At 70.8% G+C, this 16217-nt stretch carries 11 protein-coding genes; 8 read left to right on the forward strand and 3 right to left on the reverse strand.

The window, feature by feature from the left end:
• The first annotated feature begins 112 nt into the window (after window positions 1-112).
• Window positions 113-2347, forward strand: a complete 2235-nt coding sequence (locus tag JUB13_RS29055) for a DNA topoisomerase (RefSeq protein WP_207485670.1) — start codon at window positions 113-115, stop codon at window positions 2345-2347.
• Window positions 2348-2363: 16 nt separating this feature from the next.
• Here JUB13_RS29055 and JUB13_RS29060 read toward each other — a convergent pair whose 3' ends face one another.
• The gene (locus JUB13_RS29060) at window positions 2364-2846 is read right to left on the reverse strand and encodes a flavodoxin family protein (RefSeq protein WP_236025310.1); all 483 of its coding nucleotides are present in this window, start codon (window positions 2844-2846) and stop codon (window positions 2364-2366) included.
• A 198-nt stretch (window positions 2847-3044) separates the two neighbouring features.
• On the opposite strand from JUB13_RS29060, the gene JUB13_RS29065 reads away from it, so the two are divergent.
• A complete protein-coding gene (locus JUB13_RS29065; protein ID WP_207485672.1) occupies window positions 3045-6413 on the forward strand; it encodes a DEAD/DEAH box helicase in 3369 nt (1122 codons plus the stop codon).
• A 28-nt stretch (window positions 6414-6441) separates the two neighbouring features.
• On the opposite strand, the gene JUB13_RS29070 is transcribed toward JUB13_RS29065, so the two are convergent.
• Complete coding sequence (locus tag JUB13_RS29070) at window positions 6442-8097, reverse strand: CHASE3 domain-containing protein (protein WP_207485674.1); 1656 nt, start codon at window positions 8095-8097, stop codon at window positions 6442-6444.
• Window positions 8098-8444: 347 nt separating this feature from the next.
• On the opposite strand from JUB13_RS29070, the gene JUB13_RS29075 reads away from it, so the two are divergent.
• The 5 genes from JUB13_RS29075 (at window position 8445) to JUB13_RS29095 (ending at window position 14171) form a co-directional block, all read left to right on the forward strand.
• On the forward strand, window positions 8445-9260 hold the full coding sequence (locus JUB13_RS29075) for a glucose 1-dehydrogenase (protein WP_207485676.1): 816 nt from the start codon (window positions 8445-8447) through the stop codon (window positions 9258-9260).
• Between the two features lie 233 nt (window positions 9261-9493).
• Window positions 9494-11029, forward strand: coding sequence for a sugar ABC transporter ATP-binding protein (locus JUB13_RS29080; RefSeq protein WP_236025311.1), 1536 nt, complete (start codon window positions 9494-9496; stop codon window positions 11027-11029).
• 29 nt (window positions 11030-11058) lie between these two features.
• The gene (locus tag JUB13_RS29085) at window positions 11059-12084 is read left to right on the forward strand and encodes an ABC transporter permease subunit (protein ID WP_207485678.1); all 1026 of its coding nucleotides are present in this window, start codon (window positions 11059-11061) and stop codon (window positions 12082-12084) included.
• A gap of 113 nt (window positions 12085-12197) precedes the next feature.
• Window positions 12198-13130 carry an ABC transporter substrate-binding protein gene (locus JUB13_RS29090; RefSeq protein ID WP_207485680.1) on the forward strand — a complete coding sequence of 311 codons (933 nt, stop codon included), beginning with the start codon at window positions 12198-12200 and terminating at the stop codon, window positions 13128-13130.
• 54 nt (window positions 13131-13184) lie between these two features.
• Complete coding sequence (locus JUB13_RS29095) at window positions 13185-14171, forward strand: PfkB family carbohydrate kinase (RefSeq protein ID WP_207485682.1); 987 nt, start codon at window positions 13185-13187, stop codon at window positions 14169-14171.
• A 61-nt stretch (window positions 14172-14232) separates the two neighbouring features.
• On the opposite strand, the gene JUB13_RS29100 is transcribed toward JUB13_RS29095, so the two are convergent.
• Window positions 14233-15207: a LysR family transcriptional regulator gene (locus JUB13_RS29100; RefSeq protein ID WP_236025312.1), complete on the reverse strand. Its 975-nt coding sequence runs from the start codon at window positions 15205-15207 to the stop codon at window positions 14233-14235.
• A gap of 75 nt (window positions 15208-15282) precedes the next feature.
• On the opposite strand from JUB13_RS29100, the gene JUB13_RS29105 reads away from it, so the two are divergent.
• Window positions 15283-16047 carry an SDR family NAD(P)-dependent oxidoreductase gene (locus tag JUB13_RS29105; RefSeq protein ID WP_207485684.1) on the forward strand — a complete coding sequence of 255 codons (765 nt, stop codon included), beginning with the start codon at window positions 15283-15285 and terminating at the stop codon, window positions 16045-16047.
• Window positions 16048-16217 lie beyond the last annotated feature (170 nt).

Genomic DNA, 16217 nt, shown 5'->3' on the forward strand with positions numbered 1-16217 from the left:
TGGTTCCGCGCCGTGGATCCGGCAGGCCGGCCTATGTTCTTGATGCGTTCGCATCCGCGCCATATTCTGGGGACCTTGACCCGGGTTTGCTGGAACGGGCGGAAGCGTGGCCATGGGCACCCTGATCATCACCGAGAAGAGCAGCCAGGCGCGCGACCTGCGCGCGGCGCTGGGCAGCCGGTTCGGCCGTATCCTACCGGCCGAAGGCCACCTGCTGCGCCTTGCCGAGCCCGAGGAGGTGGACCCTGCCTGGAAGCGCTGGTCGGCGACGCTTCTGAAACCGCAGGGCCTCTATCCCACGCGCCCGGATCGCGGCGGCGGTAAGGCCGCCAAGCTGAAGGCCATCGCCGAGGCGCTGAAGGGCTGCGATCAGGTGATTCTCGCCACCGACTGCGACCGCGAGGGGCAGCTTATCGGCCAGGAGATCCTGGAGCATGTCGGATACAGGGGGCGCGTGCTGCGCGCGCTCTTCACCGCCCAGGATCCCGAGACCCTGCGCCAGGCCTTCGCCCGCCTGAAGCCCAACGGCGAGATGCGTGCCCTCTACGAGGCCGCGGTGGCACGCCAGCAGGCCGACCAGATCTTCAACCTGTCGCTGACCCGCACGGCGACCAAGAGCCTTCTGGCGCCGGGCGCCCGCGGCGTCATCGGCATCGGCCGCGTCAAGACGCCCACGCTGGCGATCCTGTGCCTGCGCGAGATCGAGATCCGCGATTTCAGGCCCGAGGACTATTTCGAGGTCGCGGCCACGGCCGAGGTGGCCGCCGGGCGCTTCCAGATGCGGCACGCGCCGCCGCCGAAGTCGCGGATCAAGGAGCGCGCGCGGGCCGAGGCGATCGCCCGCGCGGCCGAGGGTCACCAGGGGCCGCTCGGCGTCGCGGTCGAGGACCGGCGCCAGGCGCCGCCCCGGCTCTTCGACCTGCCGGCCCTGCAGAAGACCTGCGGCCAGCGCTGGGGCTGGACCGCGGAACGCACCCTGGCTGTCGCGCAGGAGCTCTACGACGGCGAGGGGAAGAAGCTGATCACCTATCCGCGGGCGGAGGCGCGCCACCTTCCGGAAAGCCAGATCGCCGACGTCCCCGTGATCGCCGGCGCGCTGGGACGGCTGCGCGGCTTCTCGGGGCTCGACCTGTCGAAGCCCGTGATCCGGCGCGGCAAGTCCGGCCATTTCTGCGACGGCGCCCTGAAGGGCGTGTCGCACCATGCGGTGGTGCCCAACCGAAACGTGATGGACGACCTGGAGGCCCGGCTCGCGCGGCTCTCCGAGGACGAGAAGCGGCTCTTCGCCCTGATCTGCCGCTCCTATCTCGCGGCGGTGATGCCGGACTACGAGTACCGTCAGACCACCGCGACCATGACCGTTCCGGTTCCGGGCGGGCCCGAGGCCGAGTTCCGTGCGACCGGGCGCATCCCCCTGCGCCTGGGCTGGAAGGCCGTCTACACCGCGGCCGAGCAGCAGGCGCCCGCGGAAAAGGAGGCCGAGGCCGAAGGGGCGCAGGAGCTTCCGGAGTTGCGCGACGGCGAGCCCGCTTGCCTGCGCGATGCCCGCGTCGAGGCCAAGCGCACCCAGGCGCCGCCGCGCTACAACGAGGGCACCCTGATCGACGCCATGCAGAACGCCTGGCGCTTCGTCGAGGACCCGGCGCTCCGGGACCGGCTGAAGGAGGCCAAGGGCATCGGCACGCCCGCCACCCGGGCCGAGATCATCAAGGGTCTGAAGCGCCAGAGCCTCGTCGGGGCCGAGGGCAAGTGGCTGGTCCCCACGCCGGCCGGCATGACCCTGTTCGAGACGCTGCGCGGGGCCGCGCCGGCGCTCGTCGATCCCGGCACCACGGCACTCTGGGAGATGCGCCTCGACGAGGTGGCCACAGAGCGCGCCGACTTCCGCGCCGTGATCGATGCCATCGCGGAGGAGGCCGATCGCCTGATCGACACGCTGAAGGGCCAGACGCCCCCCGGCATCGATCTTGGCGCTCCGCCGCCGCGAGGGCGTGGCGGGCGCGGACGGCTCGCGCGGGCCGGTGGCGGTCCGGCCAAGGGCGCGCTCCGGAAGCGGATCCGCCGTGCCGCCAGGGCACCGGCCGATGCGGGAGCGGGGGCGTCCGGGCCGGGCGCGGCCCAGCCTGCGTCGCTCCGGCCGCCGGCGAAGCGTGCGGGGCGCGGAGCGGGAGGAGGCCGCAAAGCCGCGCCGCCCACCGAGCGCATGCTGGCCTTCGCCCGCAGCCTGGCCCAGCGCAAGGGGGTGCCGCTGCCGGCCGAGGCGGCCGAGGATTTCGAGGCGTGCCGCCGCTTCCTCGACCAGCATGCCGGAGCCGTCACCGCACGGGATGCACCCGCAGCCCCGTGAGCTTTCTTTGAGCCTCCTAAAAGATCCCGGCTTCGAGCCCCGCAGCCACCAGCAGGCCCAGCTCCTCGCAACGTTCCGTGAACTCGTCGCGGAATGGACCGCGCAGGACCAGCGGCGCCTGAACGGGGTTCCAGCGCAGGCCGGTCGCGATGCCTTCGACGGCGCGGCGGGTTCCCGTGCCGTCGTGCCCGGCCCGCACGAACAGCGCATAGGGCAGGCCCTGTGTGCGATCCAGGCAGGGATAGTAGATGCGGTCGAAGAAGTCCTTCAGCGCCCCGCTCATGTAACCGAGATTCTCGGGCGTTCCGAGGATCACGGCCTGGGCCGCCAGCACGTCCTCCGGCACCGCCTCCAGCGGCGGTCGCGCGACGACCTCGATCCCGGCGACCTCGGGCGAGCGCGCGCCGCGCAGGACCGCGTCCCGCAGCAGGGCGGTGTTCGGCGAAGGGGCGTGGCAGACGACGAGCAGGCGCCTGGCCGCCGGGGGCTCTGGTTGCATGGGTCGGATCCGCTTCCGCTGGTCGGCCTTGGCGGCAGATGGTGTCCCGGCGAGTGCCCGCCGTCGAGCCCATGTGAGCGGCTCATGTGACATCCGCTCGGCCCGGTTCTCGGCGGGGCTGACGGACGGCGTCCGACGCCCTATGGTCCCCTCCCTTTGCCGCGATTCCCTCCCGCTGCCCCAAGCGCATCAAGCCCCATGCCGTCCGATGCCACCGCCCGCACCGTTCCGGCTGCCGGGCAGACCGTGCCGTTCAGCCAGGATGACATCGCGCGGACCTTCGACCAGAAGGCCATGCAGCGCGGGCGGGCCCTGATTCTGTCCGGCGCCGTGCGGCTCGTCGCCGCCGATGGCCGCATCGAGGCGGTGGCGAAGGACTACGGGCGGGAGTTCGCCGTGGTCGTCAGCCCGGTCCAGACGGGGCGGCGGCTCTATCTCGAGCGGCGCTGCCCCTGCGGCGGCCGCGCCTGCGCCCATGCCGCCGCGGCCGCCATGCTGGCGCTGGAGACGGCGCCGCAGTGGCGGCGGGCGGTCCAGACTTCGCTGCTCGACATGGTCGATCGCCCGGACCCCATCCAGGCGGTCCCGGCCCAGGGAGGGCCCGCCCAGGCGGTCCCCGTTCAGGCGATCCCGGTCCGGTCCGCGCCGGTCGCGCCGGCGCCTACCGGCCGGGACGCCCTGCGCGCCGCCCTGGCCGCTGCGCCGCGGCCCGTCTCGACGCCGGGCGAGCAGTCTGCGCCTCCGCAGGTCGCTGCGCACTGGACGCTGGAGCCCGGGCGCGGCGACGCCGCGCTGTTCGTGACTGCGGTGCTGAAGCGCGCCGACGGCGATCGGCCCGCCACGCCGGCCGGGGTCGCGGCGGCGGTGCCGCCGGGACCGCGCGGCGAGGCCGACCGGACGGTCGCGCGGCTGCTCGGCCAGGGAGAGCACATCCGCACGGCAGTGCCCCGCGCAAAGGCGGAGGTGGTGGACCAGGTGCTGCGGGCGCTCCTTTCCTCGGGGCGCCTGCGCTGGCATGCCGGCCAGGCGCTTTCCGAGGGGCCGCGCCGCACCCTGCGCGTCTTCCGGGACGCCGGCGCCGGGAAGCTGCGGCCGACGGGAATCCCCGAGGGCGGGGCGCTCGTGAAAGGGATCGGCTACTGGGTGATCGATCCCGCCGCTGGCCACATCTGCCCGGTCGACCTGCAGGTGGTCGCCGCCCCGGCGCCCAGGGCGGCGACGCCCAAGGCAGCGCCCAGGGCACTCGCGCGGCCGGCGCCAGCCCCGTCCTACGCCACGCCGATCGCCGCCGCCGCGCGCGCGGCGGAGCCCACGATCATCGAGCGGACCCCGCGCGTCCTCGCCCGGATGGGGCGGGTGGTGTTCCCCGAGGAAGGCCTGATCGACGTCCTGCGCCTGTCCTTCGACTACGGGGAGCCCGGCCGACCGGAGGAGATCGAGGCCGACGACCAGCGTCAGTTCGCGCGCGTCTCCGATGCCGGCGGCGACGTCTTCGTGCGGCGCGACCGGGTGCTGGAGCAGGCGGCTGTCGAGCGGCTGCTGGGCTGCGGCTTCGGCCAGCTCCGGATCGAGGCCGGCGGCGGGCTGCTCGGCGGGCGGGGCAGCCGCGTCTTCCGGTTTCCCGGCGCCGACGCGGCAAAGCGCTGGGACGCGTTCCTCGCCACCGAGGTCGAGTCGCTGCGGGCGGCGGGCTGGACCGTGGAACTCGGCGCCGATTTCGGCACGCGCGTCGTGGACGGGGACGAATCCGTCTCGGTCGCCGTGCGCGACGCCGGGGACGGCTGGTTCGACCTGGATGTCGGCATCGACGTGGACGGCAGGAAGCTGCCGCTGCTGCCGATCCTGATGCAGGCGATCGCGCGCGGCGGCATGGCGGCCGTGCGCGTGATCGACGGGCGAGCCCAGCTCCTGATGGAGGACGGCACGGTGCTCTCGCTGCCGGCCGACCGCGTCTCGCGGCTGGTCAGCGTCGTCGAGGCCATGGTCGATTCGGGGAAGCGGCTCGACGACCGGTTGCGGGTTCCGCTCGGCGAGGCCGACGCCCTGCTCGACATCGACGAGCTGGTCGCCCGGCGCTCCGGCGAGGCGCAGCAGATCGAGGCCTATCTCCGCCGTATCCGCGAGACCGGTGCGCCGCCCGCGGTCGCCGTGCCGGCCAGCTTCCTTGGCGAGCTCAGGGACTACCAGCGCGACGGGCTGGCCTGGCTGCAGGGGCTCAGGGCCAACGGCATCGCCGGCATCCTCGCCGACGACATGGGCCTGGGCAAGACGGCGCAGACCCTGGCCCATATCGCACTGGAGCACGAGGAGGGGCGGCTCACCGATCCCTGCCTGGTGGTGGTGCCGACCAGCCTGGTTCCGAACTGGGCTGCCGAGGCGGCGCGCTTCGTTCCCCATCTGCGCCTGGTCGTCCTGCACGGGGCCGAGCGCCGGGCGGCCTGGGACGAGGTCGAGGGCGCCGGGATCGTCGTGACGACTTACGGCGTCGTCGCCCGGGACCTCGCCCTGATGCGCGGGCGGAGCTGGCACCTGCTGGTGCTCGACGAGGCGCAGGCGATCAAGAACCCCGAAGCCCAGGCAACGCGCGCGGTCTGCAGCCTGTCGGCGCGCCATCGCCTGTGCCTGTCGGGAACGCCGGTCGAGAACAACCTGGGCGAGCTCTGGAGCCAGTTCGCCTTCCTGATGCCGGGCCTGCTGGGAGACCGGAAGGAATTCCAGAAGCGCTTCCGCACGCCGATCGAAAAGCGCGGCGACGCCACGCGGGCGGCGCTGCTCTGGCGCCGTACCCGACCCTTCCTGCTCCGCCGGACCAAGGACGCCGTCGCCCGCGAGCTGCCGCCCAAGACCGAGATCGTGCGACGCGTCGAGCTGGAGCCGGCCCAGCGCGATCTCTACGAGACCATCCGCCTGTCGGTCCATGAATCCGTGCGCGCGGCCATCGCCGCCACCGGCCTCGCGCGCAACGCCATCACGGTGATCGATGCGCTGCTGAAGCTGCGCCAGGCCTGCTGCGACCCCCGCCTCGTTAAGCTCGCGGCCGCCGCCGAGGTGCGGGAGAGCGCCAAGCTGGAGGCGCTCGTCGATATGCTCCAGGAGATGGTCGCCGAGGGCCGGCGGATCCTGGTCTTCTCCCAGTTCACCTCCATGCTCGACCTGATCCGGGCCGAGCTCGTGGCGGCGGGTATCGCCTTCGTGGAGCTGACCGGCAAGACCGCGGACCGGGCCGAGCCGGTGGCGCGCTTCCAGGCCGGGGAGGTTCCGGTCTTCCTGATCAGCCTGAAGGCCGGCGGGCGGGGCCTCAATCTGACGGCCGCCGACACCGTGATCCACTACGATCCCTGGTGGAACCCCGCGGCCGAGGCCCAGGCCACCGACCGCGCCTACCGCATCGGCCAGGACAAACCGGTCTTCGTCTACAAGCTGATCGCCGCCGAGACGGTGGAGGAGCGCATCCTGGAGCTGCAGCGCCGCAAGGGCGACCTGACGGCCGCGACCGTGGAGGGCGCCGGGCTGGCCGGCGCCCTGGGCGACGCCGACGTGGACTACCTCTTGGGCCAGGGGGACTGAGCGACCCGCCTGCCTCGGCCCGCATGCCTCAGCCGGCCCGGCGGACACGCTCCCCGGCCGGGGCCGCCACGCGGGCGAGCGGCAGGCGGAGCTCGCAGCGCACGCCCTCGGGCGGGAAGTCCAGCCGAGCCGTGCCCCCGAACTCATAGGCGACCACGCGCTCGATCAGCAGGCGCCCGAACCCGCGGCGGGTCGGCGGGGCGACCGGTTGTCCACCCCTTTCGATCCAGCTCAGGCGCAGGATCGGGCCATCCGCCTCGGGCTGGATCGACCATTCCACGGCGATCGCGCCTTCCGGAACCAGCAGCGCGCCGTACTTCGCCGCATTGGTCACGAGCTCGTGCAGCACGAGCCCGAGCGACTGCGCGGCCTTCGGGACGAGATCCAGGTCCTCCCCCCTGATGCGGACCGCCTCAGAGGGGTATGGGGCGAATTCGGCCTGGAGGACGCGGCGCAGCGAGGCTCCCATCCAGCCGCTTTCCGTCAGCAGCGCATGGGTCTGCGCCAGCGCGTTGATACGGCCCCGGAAGGCCAGCCCGGCTGCCTCCGGATCGACCGAGCCGCGCATGCTCTGCGCCGCGATGGACTGCACCGTCGCCAGGATGTTCTTGGCGCGGTGATTCAGCTCCGCCGCCAGGAGCCGCTGGCGCTCCTCGGCTTCGCGCCGCTCGGTCACGTCGAAGCAGACGCCCAGCAGTCGCGCGTCGCATTGGCCGGCGGCGCGGCCCCGGCACAGGACCCATCGGATCCGGCCGTCCGGCAGCGCGACCCGGTATTCGGTCTCGACGGGCTGGCCGGCGGCCGCGGCTTCCGCGAGGCTTGACCTCGTGCGCTCCCGGTCCTCGGGAAGGATGCGTGCCATCCAGTCCTCCAGCGCGGTGTCGCCGGCGCTGGGATCGACCCCGTGCAGGCGGGAGCAGTCCTCGGACCAGTTGAAGGCCCGTCGGTCGGGGGCCCAATCCCAGGACCCGGCATCGGCCGCGCTCTGCGCGAGCCGCAGGCGCTCCTCGCTCTCGGCCAGGGCACGGGCATGCCGGTCGCGCTCGCGCTGGCGCAGGAAGATGAAGGTGGTCAGCAGCAGGACGGCCGCGAGCATGGCGGCGAGCCCGATGGCGGCAAGGCGGAAGACCTCGGCGCGTCGTTCCTCCGCCGCGGCCTCCGCCCGGCGCTGGGCCAGCAGCCGCTCTTCCTCGGCGACGAGCCCGTCCGAGAGACGGCGGATGTCCTCCATCAGTCGCATTCCCTCGTCGGTCCGCACGATTGCGAGCGCCGCGCCGAGATCGCCGTTCTGCGCGAGGTCGACGGTGCGGGCCAGCTCGTCCAGCTTTGCGGACACGGACCGCTTCAGTGCTGCGAGGCGTTCCTGCTGGGCGGGGTTGTCGGAGGTGCGGACGGTCACCGCCTCGAGCAGGCCGAGGGCCTCGCCGGCGCCCTTGGCGTAGGGCTCGAGATAGCGATCATCCCGCGTCAGCAGGAACCCGCGCTGCCCGGTCTCGGCATCCTGGAGGCTCGAGAACAGGCGCTGCAGCTCGATCAGCACGGTGTAGGTGTGCGCGACGCCAAGCTCCTCGGCCCAGGCGGCGCCGGCGGAGAGAGGATAGTCCTTTGCGCTGTGCGCGGCGTGGGTCAGAAGCCCGGCAATCAGCCCCGAAACAAGGAGGAAACGTCTACCAGGAACCGGCAATTTGCTACGCACCGCGGTTAGGGACCGCCCCGCGGCCATGGAAGGGGGGCTATCCCCAGTTCCCGCTACGGATCGTCCTTTAGGATGGGCCCAAGTCGGTGTCCTCTGGCAAGCCGGTAATACCGAGCCTCCCGAAGAATCAGGAAGATTAGTTCGCAATAAAACGATTTTCTTCTCGACGCCGCACTGCCGATACCTGCCGCTGCATTGCGTGGAGCCCATATCCTGCCGGGCAGGGCGAGCGCGCCCTATCGCTGCCGGGTGCGCGGCCACCGTTGGCCATATCATGGAGCGGCGGGCGGCACGGCCTGTTGGCGCAACGGTGCATGGAAACGAAGGAGAAGGGCATGGCTGGAATGCAGAGGCTCCAGGGGCGCGCGGCCCTCGTCACCGGAGCGTCGCGGGGCATCGGCCGGGCGGTCGCGATCCGCTTCGCGGAAGAGGGGGCGGCGGTCGCCGTCAACTACAACGGATCGAGGGATGCCGCCGAGGAGACGCTGGAGCAGGTGCGCGAGGCCTCGCGCCGGGCGGGCGGACCCGTGGAGCGCCACCGCATCGTCCAGGCCAATGTCGGCGAGGAGGCCGCCGCGCAGGCCATGGTCGAGGAGACCGTCGGTGCCTGGGGACGGCTCGACATCCTCGTGAACAACGCAGGCGTCCAGTCCGAGGCGCCGAGCCATGCCTATTCCATCGACGAGTACAGGCGCATCCTCGACGTGAACCTGACCGGCGCCTTGGTCTGCTCGCAGGCGGCGATCCGGCACTACCTGTCGCGGCCGGGCGGTGGCACTATCGTGAACTGCTCCAGCGTCCATCAGCTCATCCCGAAACCCGGTTACATCGCCTATTCGATCAGCAAGGGCGGGCTCGGCAATCTGACGCGAACGCTGGCGCTCGAATATGCCGACCGCGGGATCCGGGTGAACGCGGTGGCCCCAGGAGCGATCGTGACCGACATCAACGCGGCCTGGAAGGACGATCCCAAGGCGCGCGCCGAGGTGGAGAGCCACATCCCGATGGGCCGCGCCGGCTCGCCCGAGGAGATGGCGGCGGTTTTCGCCTTCCTCGCCTCGGACGAGGCCTCCTATGTCACGGGCCAGACCCTCTATGCCTGCGGCGGGCTGACGCTCTTCAACGAGTTCCGGACCAACTGGGCGTCCTGACGGGCGGCGGGCCAGGCCTGCTCCACCAAAGAGGTGGCGGCTCGATTATCCGCGGAGCAAACGGATGATGAGGTCTTCGGCGGCTTGATGGAGCCGCGGGCCGGCGACCAGTATTTCGCCCGGAGGCAAGGGCCTCCGGCGGTCGGGGAGCCGCGGTCGCAGGCCGATGGTCCTGCCGTCCTTCCCGGCCCGTTGCCGGGGCGGCCGGTCGGGCCGGCGGAGGAGGGCGGGCGATGGCGGCGGAGACGGGCGGACGGGTGCCCAGGCTGGAGATGCGCAGCGTCTCCAAGACATTCCCGGGTGTCAAAGCGCTCGACGGCGTGCGCCTGAAGGCCTGGGGCGGCGAGGTGCTCGCGCTGATGGGCGAGAACGGCGCCGGCAAGTCGACGCTCATGAAGATCCTGTCGGGCGCCTATCAACCCGATCCCGGGGCGGAGATCCTGATCGACGGCGAGCCCGTCGCGATCGCCGATCCCATCGCCGCCAAGCGGCACGGCATCGCCATCATCTACCAGGAAATGGCGCTGGCTCCCAATCTCAGCGTCGCCGAGAACATCTTCCTGGGCGCCGAGCTGCGCCGTGGGGGCCTGATCGATCGCAGGTCCATGTACGAGCAGTGCCGGCCGGTGCTCGACCGGCTCGGCGCGCCCTTCGGCCCTGAGACGGTGGTCGGAACCCTGTCGATCGCCGAGCAGCAGCTCGTCGAGATCGCCAGGGCGGTCCATGCCAGGTCGAGGATCCTGGTGCTGGACGAGCCGACGACGGCCCTGTCCTCCCGCGAGACCGAGCGCCTGTTCGCGCTGGTGCGCCAGCTCCGCGCCGACGGGATCGCGCTGATCTACATCAGCCATCGCATGGCCGAGGTCTACGAACTCGCGGACCGCGTCTCGGTCCTGCGCGACGGCACGTATGTCGGGACGCTCGACCGGGGCCAGATCAACGCGGAAGCGCTGGTCAGGATGATGGTCGGGCGCGACCTCTCGACCTTCTACAAGAAGGAGCACGACCCCAGCGCCGTACGAGGCCCCGTGATCCTGGAGGTCCGGGACCTGACGGACGGAGGCCGGCGCGTGCATCCCTGCAGCCTGCAGCTCCACCGCGGCGAGGTCCTGGGGATCGCGGGACTGGTGGGATCCGGCCGCACCGAGCTGGCCCGGCTGATCTTCGGCGCGGACCCCAGGGCCGGCGGCGAGGTGCTGGTCGAGGGCCGCGCCGTCTCCATCGACCACCCGCGCCACGCCATCGATGCCGGCATCGCCTATCTGACCGAGGACCGGAAGGCGCTCGGCCTCTTCCTCGACATGACCTGCGCCGAGAACATCAATATCGGCGTGATCGACCGCGATGCGCGGCGGGGTGGGATCCTGGACGCCGCGGCGGCGCGGCGGCGTGCCGAGGCGGCGTTCCGCGCGCTCCGGGTGCGCGCAGCCAGCCCGCTCGTCACCGTGGGCAGCCTGTCGGGGGGCAATCAGCAGAAGGTCCTGCTGTCGCGCTGGCTGGAGACCGGGCCGAAGGCGCTGATCCTGGACGAGCCGACGCGCGGCGTCGACATCGGCGCCAAGTCCGAGATCTACCGCATCATCGACGATCTCGCCGCCCGCGGGATCGGAATCGTCGTGATCTCCAGCGAGCTGCCCGAGATCGTCGGTATCTGCGACCGCGTCCTTGTCATGCGCGAGGGGCGCATCGTCGGCGAGGTCGGTGGCGCGTCGGGCCGTCCCGTCACGCAGGAATCCATCATGACCTATGCCGCCGGGGCGGCTGCCTGAGGCGACACGCCGGCTGAGGGAGGACGGACATGGCCGAGAACGAGGTCGTCGACACCGCCGGCACGGGGCGCTCCGGTCATGGCGCCGGGCTTTCGGGGCGGCAGGTGCGGGTCCGCGCGATGCTCCAGGCGGCAGGCATGCTGCCGGTGCTGGTGATCCTCTGCGTCGCCTTCCACTTCATGACCGACGGGCGGTTCTTCACGGCGCAGAACATCTCGATCGTCGCCCAGCAGGCGTCCATCAACACGGTGCTCGCCACGGGCATGACCTTCGTGATCCTGACCGGCGGCATCGACCTGTCGGTCGGATCGATCCTCGCGGCCTCGGCCATGGCGGGCGTGATGGCGTCGCTGATCCCGGGCTGGGGAATGCTGGGCATCCCGGCGGCGATGCTCACCGGCCTGTTCTTCGGCCTTCTGAACGGCGTGCTGATCGCCTTTGGGCGGCTGCCGCCCTTCATCGTGACCCTGGGCGCATTGACCGCGGTCCGCGGCATCGCCCGGCTGATGGGAAACGATACCACGCTGTTCAACCCCGACCTGCCCTTCGCCTTCATCGGCAACGCCTCGCTGCTCGGGGTGGTGCCCTGGCTCGCGGTGATCGCACTGGTCGTGGTGGTGCTTGCCTGGTTCATCCTGCGCCGCACCGTGCTGGGCACGCGGATCTACGCCGTCGGCGGCAACCCGGCGGCGGCCAGGCTCTCGGGCATCAAGGTCTGGTCGGTCCTGCTCTTCGTCTACTGCGCCTCGGGCTTTCTCGCAGGCGTCGGCGGCGTGATGTCGGTCTCGCGCCTCTTCGCGGCCAACGGCCTGCAGCTCGGCCAGGCTTACGAACTCGACGCGATCGCGGCGGTGATCCTGGGCGGGACCAGCTTCGTGGGCGGCATCGGATCGATCTGGGGCACGCTGATCGGGGCGCTGATCATCGCGGTGCTGTCGAACGGGCTGATCCTGCTGGGCGTTTCGGACATCTGGCAGTTCATCATCAAGGGGCTGGTCATCATCGGCGCCGTGGCGCTGGACCGGGCGCGCCTTCAGGGCAGCGCCCGGACCTGAGTATCGGGGCCTGAGTTTTCCCGGCCGCCCCGCGGGGCGGCGGCACGGGGCACCGGTGGCGGGCTGGCCGTCGCCGGAACGGCCATACCACAGGCCAGGGAGGAAAGTCGGACATGGTGATGAAGACGCTGCTGCTCGCGGGCGTTGCCCTCATGGTCAGCGCCGGCGCCGCCGGGGCCAAGGAGCTCAAGGCCATCGGCATCACGCTGGGCTCGCTCGGCAATCCCTTCTTCGTCGCGCTCGCGAACGGAGCGCAGGCCAAGGCACAGCAGATCAACCCGGGCGTGAAGGTCACCTCGACCTCGGCGGACTACGACCTGAACAAGCAGTTCAACCAGATCGACAACTTCATCGCGGCGGGGGTCGACATGATCCTCCTCAACGCGGTCGACCCCAAGGCCATCACGCCGGCGGTGAAGCGCGCCCAGGCGGCCGGCATCGTCGTCATGGCGGTCGACGTGGCGGCCGAAGGGGTCGATGCCACGGTGCAGACGGACAACGTCCAGGCCGGCGAGATCGCGTGCCAGTACCTCGCCGACAGGATCGGCGGGAAGGGCAATGTGATCATCCAGAACGGGCCGCCGGTCTCAGCCGTGCTCGACCGGGTCAAGGGATGCAAGGCGGTGCTCGCGAAGTTCCCGCAGGTCAAGGTCCTGTCGGACGACCAGGACGCCAAGGGCTCGCGCGAGGGCGGCCTCAACGTGATGCAGGGTCATCTCACGCGCTTCCCCGAGATCGCCGGCCTCTTCGCCATCAACGACCCGCAGGCGATCGGGTCCGATCTGGCCGCGCGGCAGCTCAACCGCCAAGGCATCGTGATCACCTCGGTGGATGGTGCTCCCGACATCGAGGCGGCGCTGAAGGGCAATACGCAGATCCAGGCCTCGGCGAGCCAGGACCCCTACGCCATGGCGCAGCTGGCGGTCGAGATCGGCTATGGCATCATGAACGGCAAGAAGCCGGAGAACCCCATGACCCTGATGCCGTCGCGGCTCGTCACACGCGAGAACGTGGCGCAGTACCAGGGCTGGTCCAAGCCGCGCTGACGGATTCCCCGCCCGGGGCCCCGGCCCCGGGCTTCCCTTGGGTGAGGTGCCGTCATGGCCGAAGTCGTGGCCTTGGGTGAGCTGCTCATTGACTTCGTGCCGACCACGACCGGGCAGGGCCTCGGCGCGGCCGAGACCTTCAAGAAGGCGGCGGGCGGCGCCCCGGCCAACGTGGCGGTCGGCCTCGCCAGGCTCGGCGTTCCCAGCGCATTCATGGGCATGGTGGGCGACGACGGGTTCGGGCATTTCCTGCGCGGCACCCTGGCCGAGGCGGGCGTCGACGTCTCGCCCCTGCGCATGACGACCGAGGCGCGGACCGGCCTGGCCTTCGTGTCCCTGCATGCGGACGGGGAGCGCGAGTTCCTGTTCTACCGCAGCCCTGCCGCGGACATGCTGATGACCCCCGCGGATGTCGACGAGGCCGCCATCGCGGGGGCTCGGGCCCTGCATTTCGGCTCGATCAGCCTGATCGCCGAGCCATCGCGGGCGGCCACGCTCCACGCTGTCGCCGTGGCACGCCGCGCAGGCAAGCTCGTGACCTACGACCCGAACCTGCGCCTTGCGCTCTGGTCGGACGCGGAGGCCGCGCGGGAGGGCATGCGGCTCGGCTTGGCGGAGGCCGATATCGTGAAGATCGGCGACGAGGAGCTGGATTTCCTGACCGGAATTTCAGAGCCGGTCGCAGCGGCCCGCAGTCTCTGGACGCCGCGCCTGCGCATCATGGCGGTCACGCGCGGCGCGGCCGGCTGCCTGTGGCTCACGCCTCGGGACCAGGGCGAGGTGCCGGGCTATGCCGTCGAGGCGGTGGATGCCACCGGCGCGGGCGATGCCTTCATGGCGGGACTGATCGCCGGGCTGCTGGCGGAGGAGGCCGGAGGGCTGGAGCTGCCGCCCGAGCCTGCCCGCCTGGATGCCATCTGCCGCTTCGCCAATGCGGCGGGCGCCCTGACGGCCGCGGGCCGCGGCGCGATCCCGTCCCTGCCGGGGCGGGGGGCGGTGGAGGCGCTGATGAAGCGGGCGCCGGTGGACCGGTCGCGCTGAGACAGGCGCACTGGCTCAGCCGCCGCCTAAGGCACGGTTCTCAGAATTCCGTGAGCGTCCATCACGAGACATGGGCTGAGTTGAAGTCCGTGTCGATGGACAGCCGCCATGCAGGCTCCGACAGGCGCTCGACAAAGAAGTCGGCCAGAACCCCGACCTTCGCCGGGCGTGTGCGGGCCGTGGGCGTGATGAAGTAGAGTGCTCCTTTTGGCAGCGACCAGTCGGTCAGGATGGCGGTGAGCCGTCCGTCTGCCAGATGGTCCGCGGCCATGAATTCCGGCAGTTCGGCAATTGCCAAGCCTTCCAGGAGCATCGGCACCAGGGCCTCGGAATTGGTGACGCGCAGCAGACCGGACGGCGTGACACTCTCTTCCTCGCCGGCGCTGTTGGTGAAATGCCAGATATCTTGCCGCCGCCGGTAAGCGTAGCCCAGGCAATGGTGGTCTTTCAGGTCACGCGGATGACGGGGCAGGCCATAGCGGGAAATGTAGCTGGGAGCGGCAAGAACCACGGGAGCGACCGGGCATAGCCGCCGGGCCACCAGCGAGCTGTCCGGCAGCACTGCAATCCGGAGCGCGGCGTCGAAGCCTTCGCCCACCAGATCGACGGTCGCGTCGCTTAGATGCAGGTCGATGGAAATCTCCGGATAGAGACGGAAGAAGTCCGGCAGCAGGGGCGCCACCCAGCGCAGCCCGAACGACATGGGTACCGCCAGACGAATCAAACCGCGCGGCCGGCTGGACATCTCGCGCGCCGCATTCTCCGCCGCTTCCGCCTCGTCATAGAGGCGCATCGCGCGCTCCGCCAAGGAATGACCGAAATCCGTCAAGGCCAGCCGGCGCGAGGTGCGGTTGAGCAGCCGGGCGCCCAACCGCTCTTCAAGCCGGCTGACCGCACGCGACACCGTGGCGACCGATACTCCCATGGCCCGGGCCGCACCGGCGAAGGAGCGTTCCTCCACCACCTTGGCGAACATCGCCAAGCCTTCAAAATCCGGCAGCTTCGACATCGACAATCCCGCAACGATGCTTTTCATTCATTCCTATTTGGATGTTTCGCCGCCGTCGATAGCTTCGTGACCAGCAGATGACCCAAACCAAGAGAAACTCGGATGTCACGCAAGCTTGACGGCAAGATCGCCCTCGTTACCGGTGCCACCAGCGGCATCGGCCTCGCCGCGGCCAAGCGCTTCGCCGCCGAAGGCGCCGTCGTTTATCTTACCGGCCGCCGCCAGTCCGAACTGGAGGTCGCCGTCGCAGCGATCCGTGCCGCCGGCGGTACGGCGACGGGGGTGCAGGCGGATTCATCCAATCTGGCCGATCTCGATCGGCTCTATTCCCGAATCCAGAGCGAGGTGGGCCGGCTCGACGTGCTTTACGCCAATGCCGGTGGCGGCGGCATGCTGCCGCTGGGCGCCATCACGGAGGAACAGTACGAGGACACGTTCAACCGCAATGTGAAGGGCGTGCTGTTCACCGTACAGAAGGCGCTGCCGCTGCTCGGCGAGGGCGCTTCGGTGATCCTGGCCGGGTCCACCGCCGGCAGCATGGGCACGGCAGCCTTCAGCGTCTACAGCGCCAGCAAGGCGGCGGTGCGCAACTTCGCCCGCAGCTGGATCCTGGACCTGAAGGATCGGGGTATCCGGGTCAACACGCTCAGCCCGGGTCCGATCCGCACCCCGGGTCTGGTCGAACTGGCGGGTCCGGACGCGACGCAGCAGCAGGGGCTGGTGGATCACTTGGCTGCACAGGTGCCGCTGGGCCGTGTCGGCGATCCCGACGAAATCGCGAAGGCCGCCGTCTTCTTGGCGTCCGACGACAGCAGCTTCGTCAATGGCGTGGAGCTGTTCGCCGATGGCGGCATGGCCCAGGTCTGAGTTGGGAGGGGCCGGGGGAGCGGCTTCCGATCCCTCGTCTATCTCCATAACGGCGGAAGCCCCCTGATCTGGCGTCGGCTTCCTGTGCCTTTGGCACAGAGAGGCGGGCACGGGACCGGCAGCTGCGGACCTGGTGGCGGGGATTATCGACCGGATCGAGAATCAGCCTC

The organism is Arenibaculum pallidiluteum (assembly GCF_017355985.1).
Lineage (GTDB): Bacteria > Pseudomonadota > Alphaproteobacteria > Azospirillales > Azospirillaceae > Arenibaculum > Arenibaculum pallidiluteum.

Bases quoted from the DNA above. Each gene is read 5' to 3' on its own strand.
- JUB13_RS29065 (WP_207485672.1), top strand. From the start codon at position 3,045: ATGCCGTCCGATGCCACCGCCCGCACCGTTCCGGCTGCCGGGCAGACC.
- JUB13_RS29060 (WP_236025310.1), bottom strand. From the start codon at position 2,846: ATGCAACCAGAGCCCCCGGCGGCCAGGCGCCTGCTCGTCGTCTGCCAC.
- JUB13_RS29100 (WP_236025312.1), bottom strand. From the start codon at position 15,207: ATGAAAAGCATCGTTGCGGGATTGTCGATGTCGAAGCTGCCGGATTTT.
- JUB13_RS29095 (WP_207485682.1), top strand. From the start codon at position 13,185: ATGGCCGAAGTCGTGGCCTTGGGTGAGCTGCTCATTGACTTCGTGCCG.
- JUB13_RS29105 (WP_207485684.1), top strand. From the start codon at position 15,283: ATGTCACGCAAGCTTGACGGCAAGATCGCCCTCGTTACCGGTGCCACC.
- JUB13_RS29085 (WP_207485678.1), top strand. From the start codon at position 11,059: ATGGCCGAGAACGAGGTCGTCGACACCGCCGGCACGGGGCGCTCCGGT.
- JUB13_RS29075 (WP_207485676.1), top strand. From the start codon at position 8,445: ATGGCTGGAATGCAGAGGCTCCAGGGGCGCGCGGCCCTCGTCACCGGA.
- JUB13_RS29090 (WP_207485680.1), top strand. From the start codon at position 12,198: ATGGTGATGAAGACGCTGCTGCTCGCGGGCGTTGCCCTCATGGTCAGC.
- JUB13_RS29080 (WP_236025311.1), top strand. From the start codon at position 9,494: ATGGCGGCGGAGACGGGCGGACGGGTGCCCAGGCTGGAGATGCGCAGC.
- JUB13_RS29055 (WP_207485670.1), top strand. From the start codon at position 113: ATGGGCACCCTGATCATCACCGAGAAGAGCAGCCAGGCGCGCGACCTG.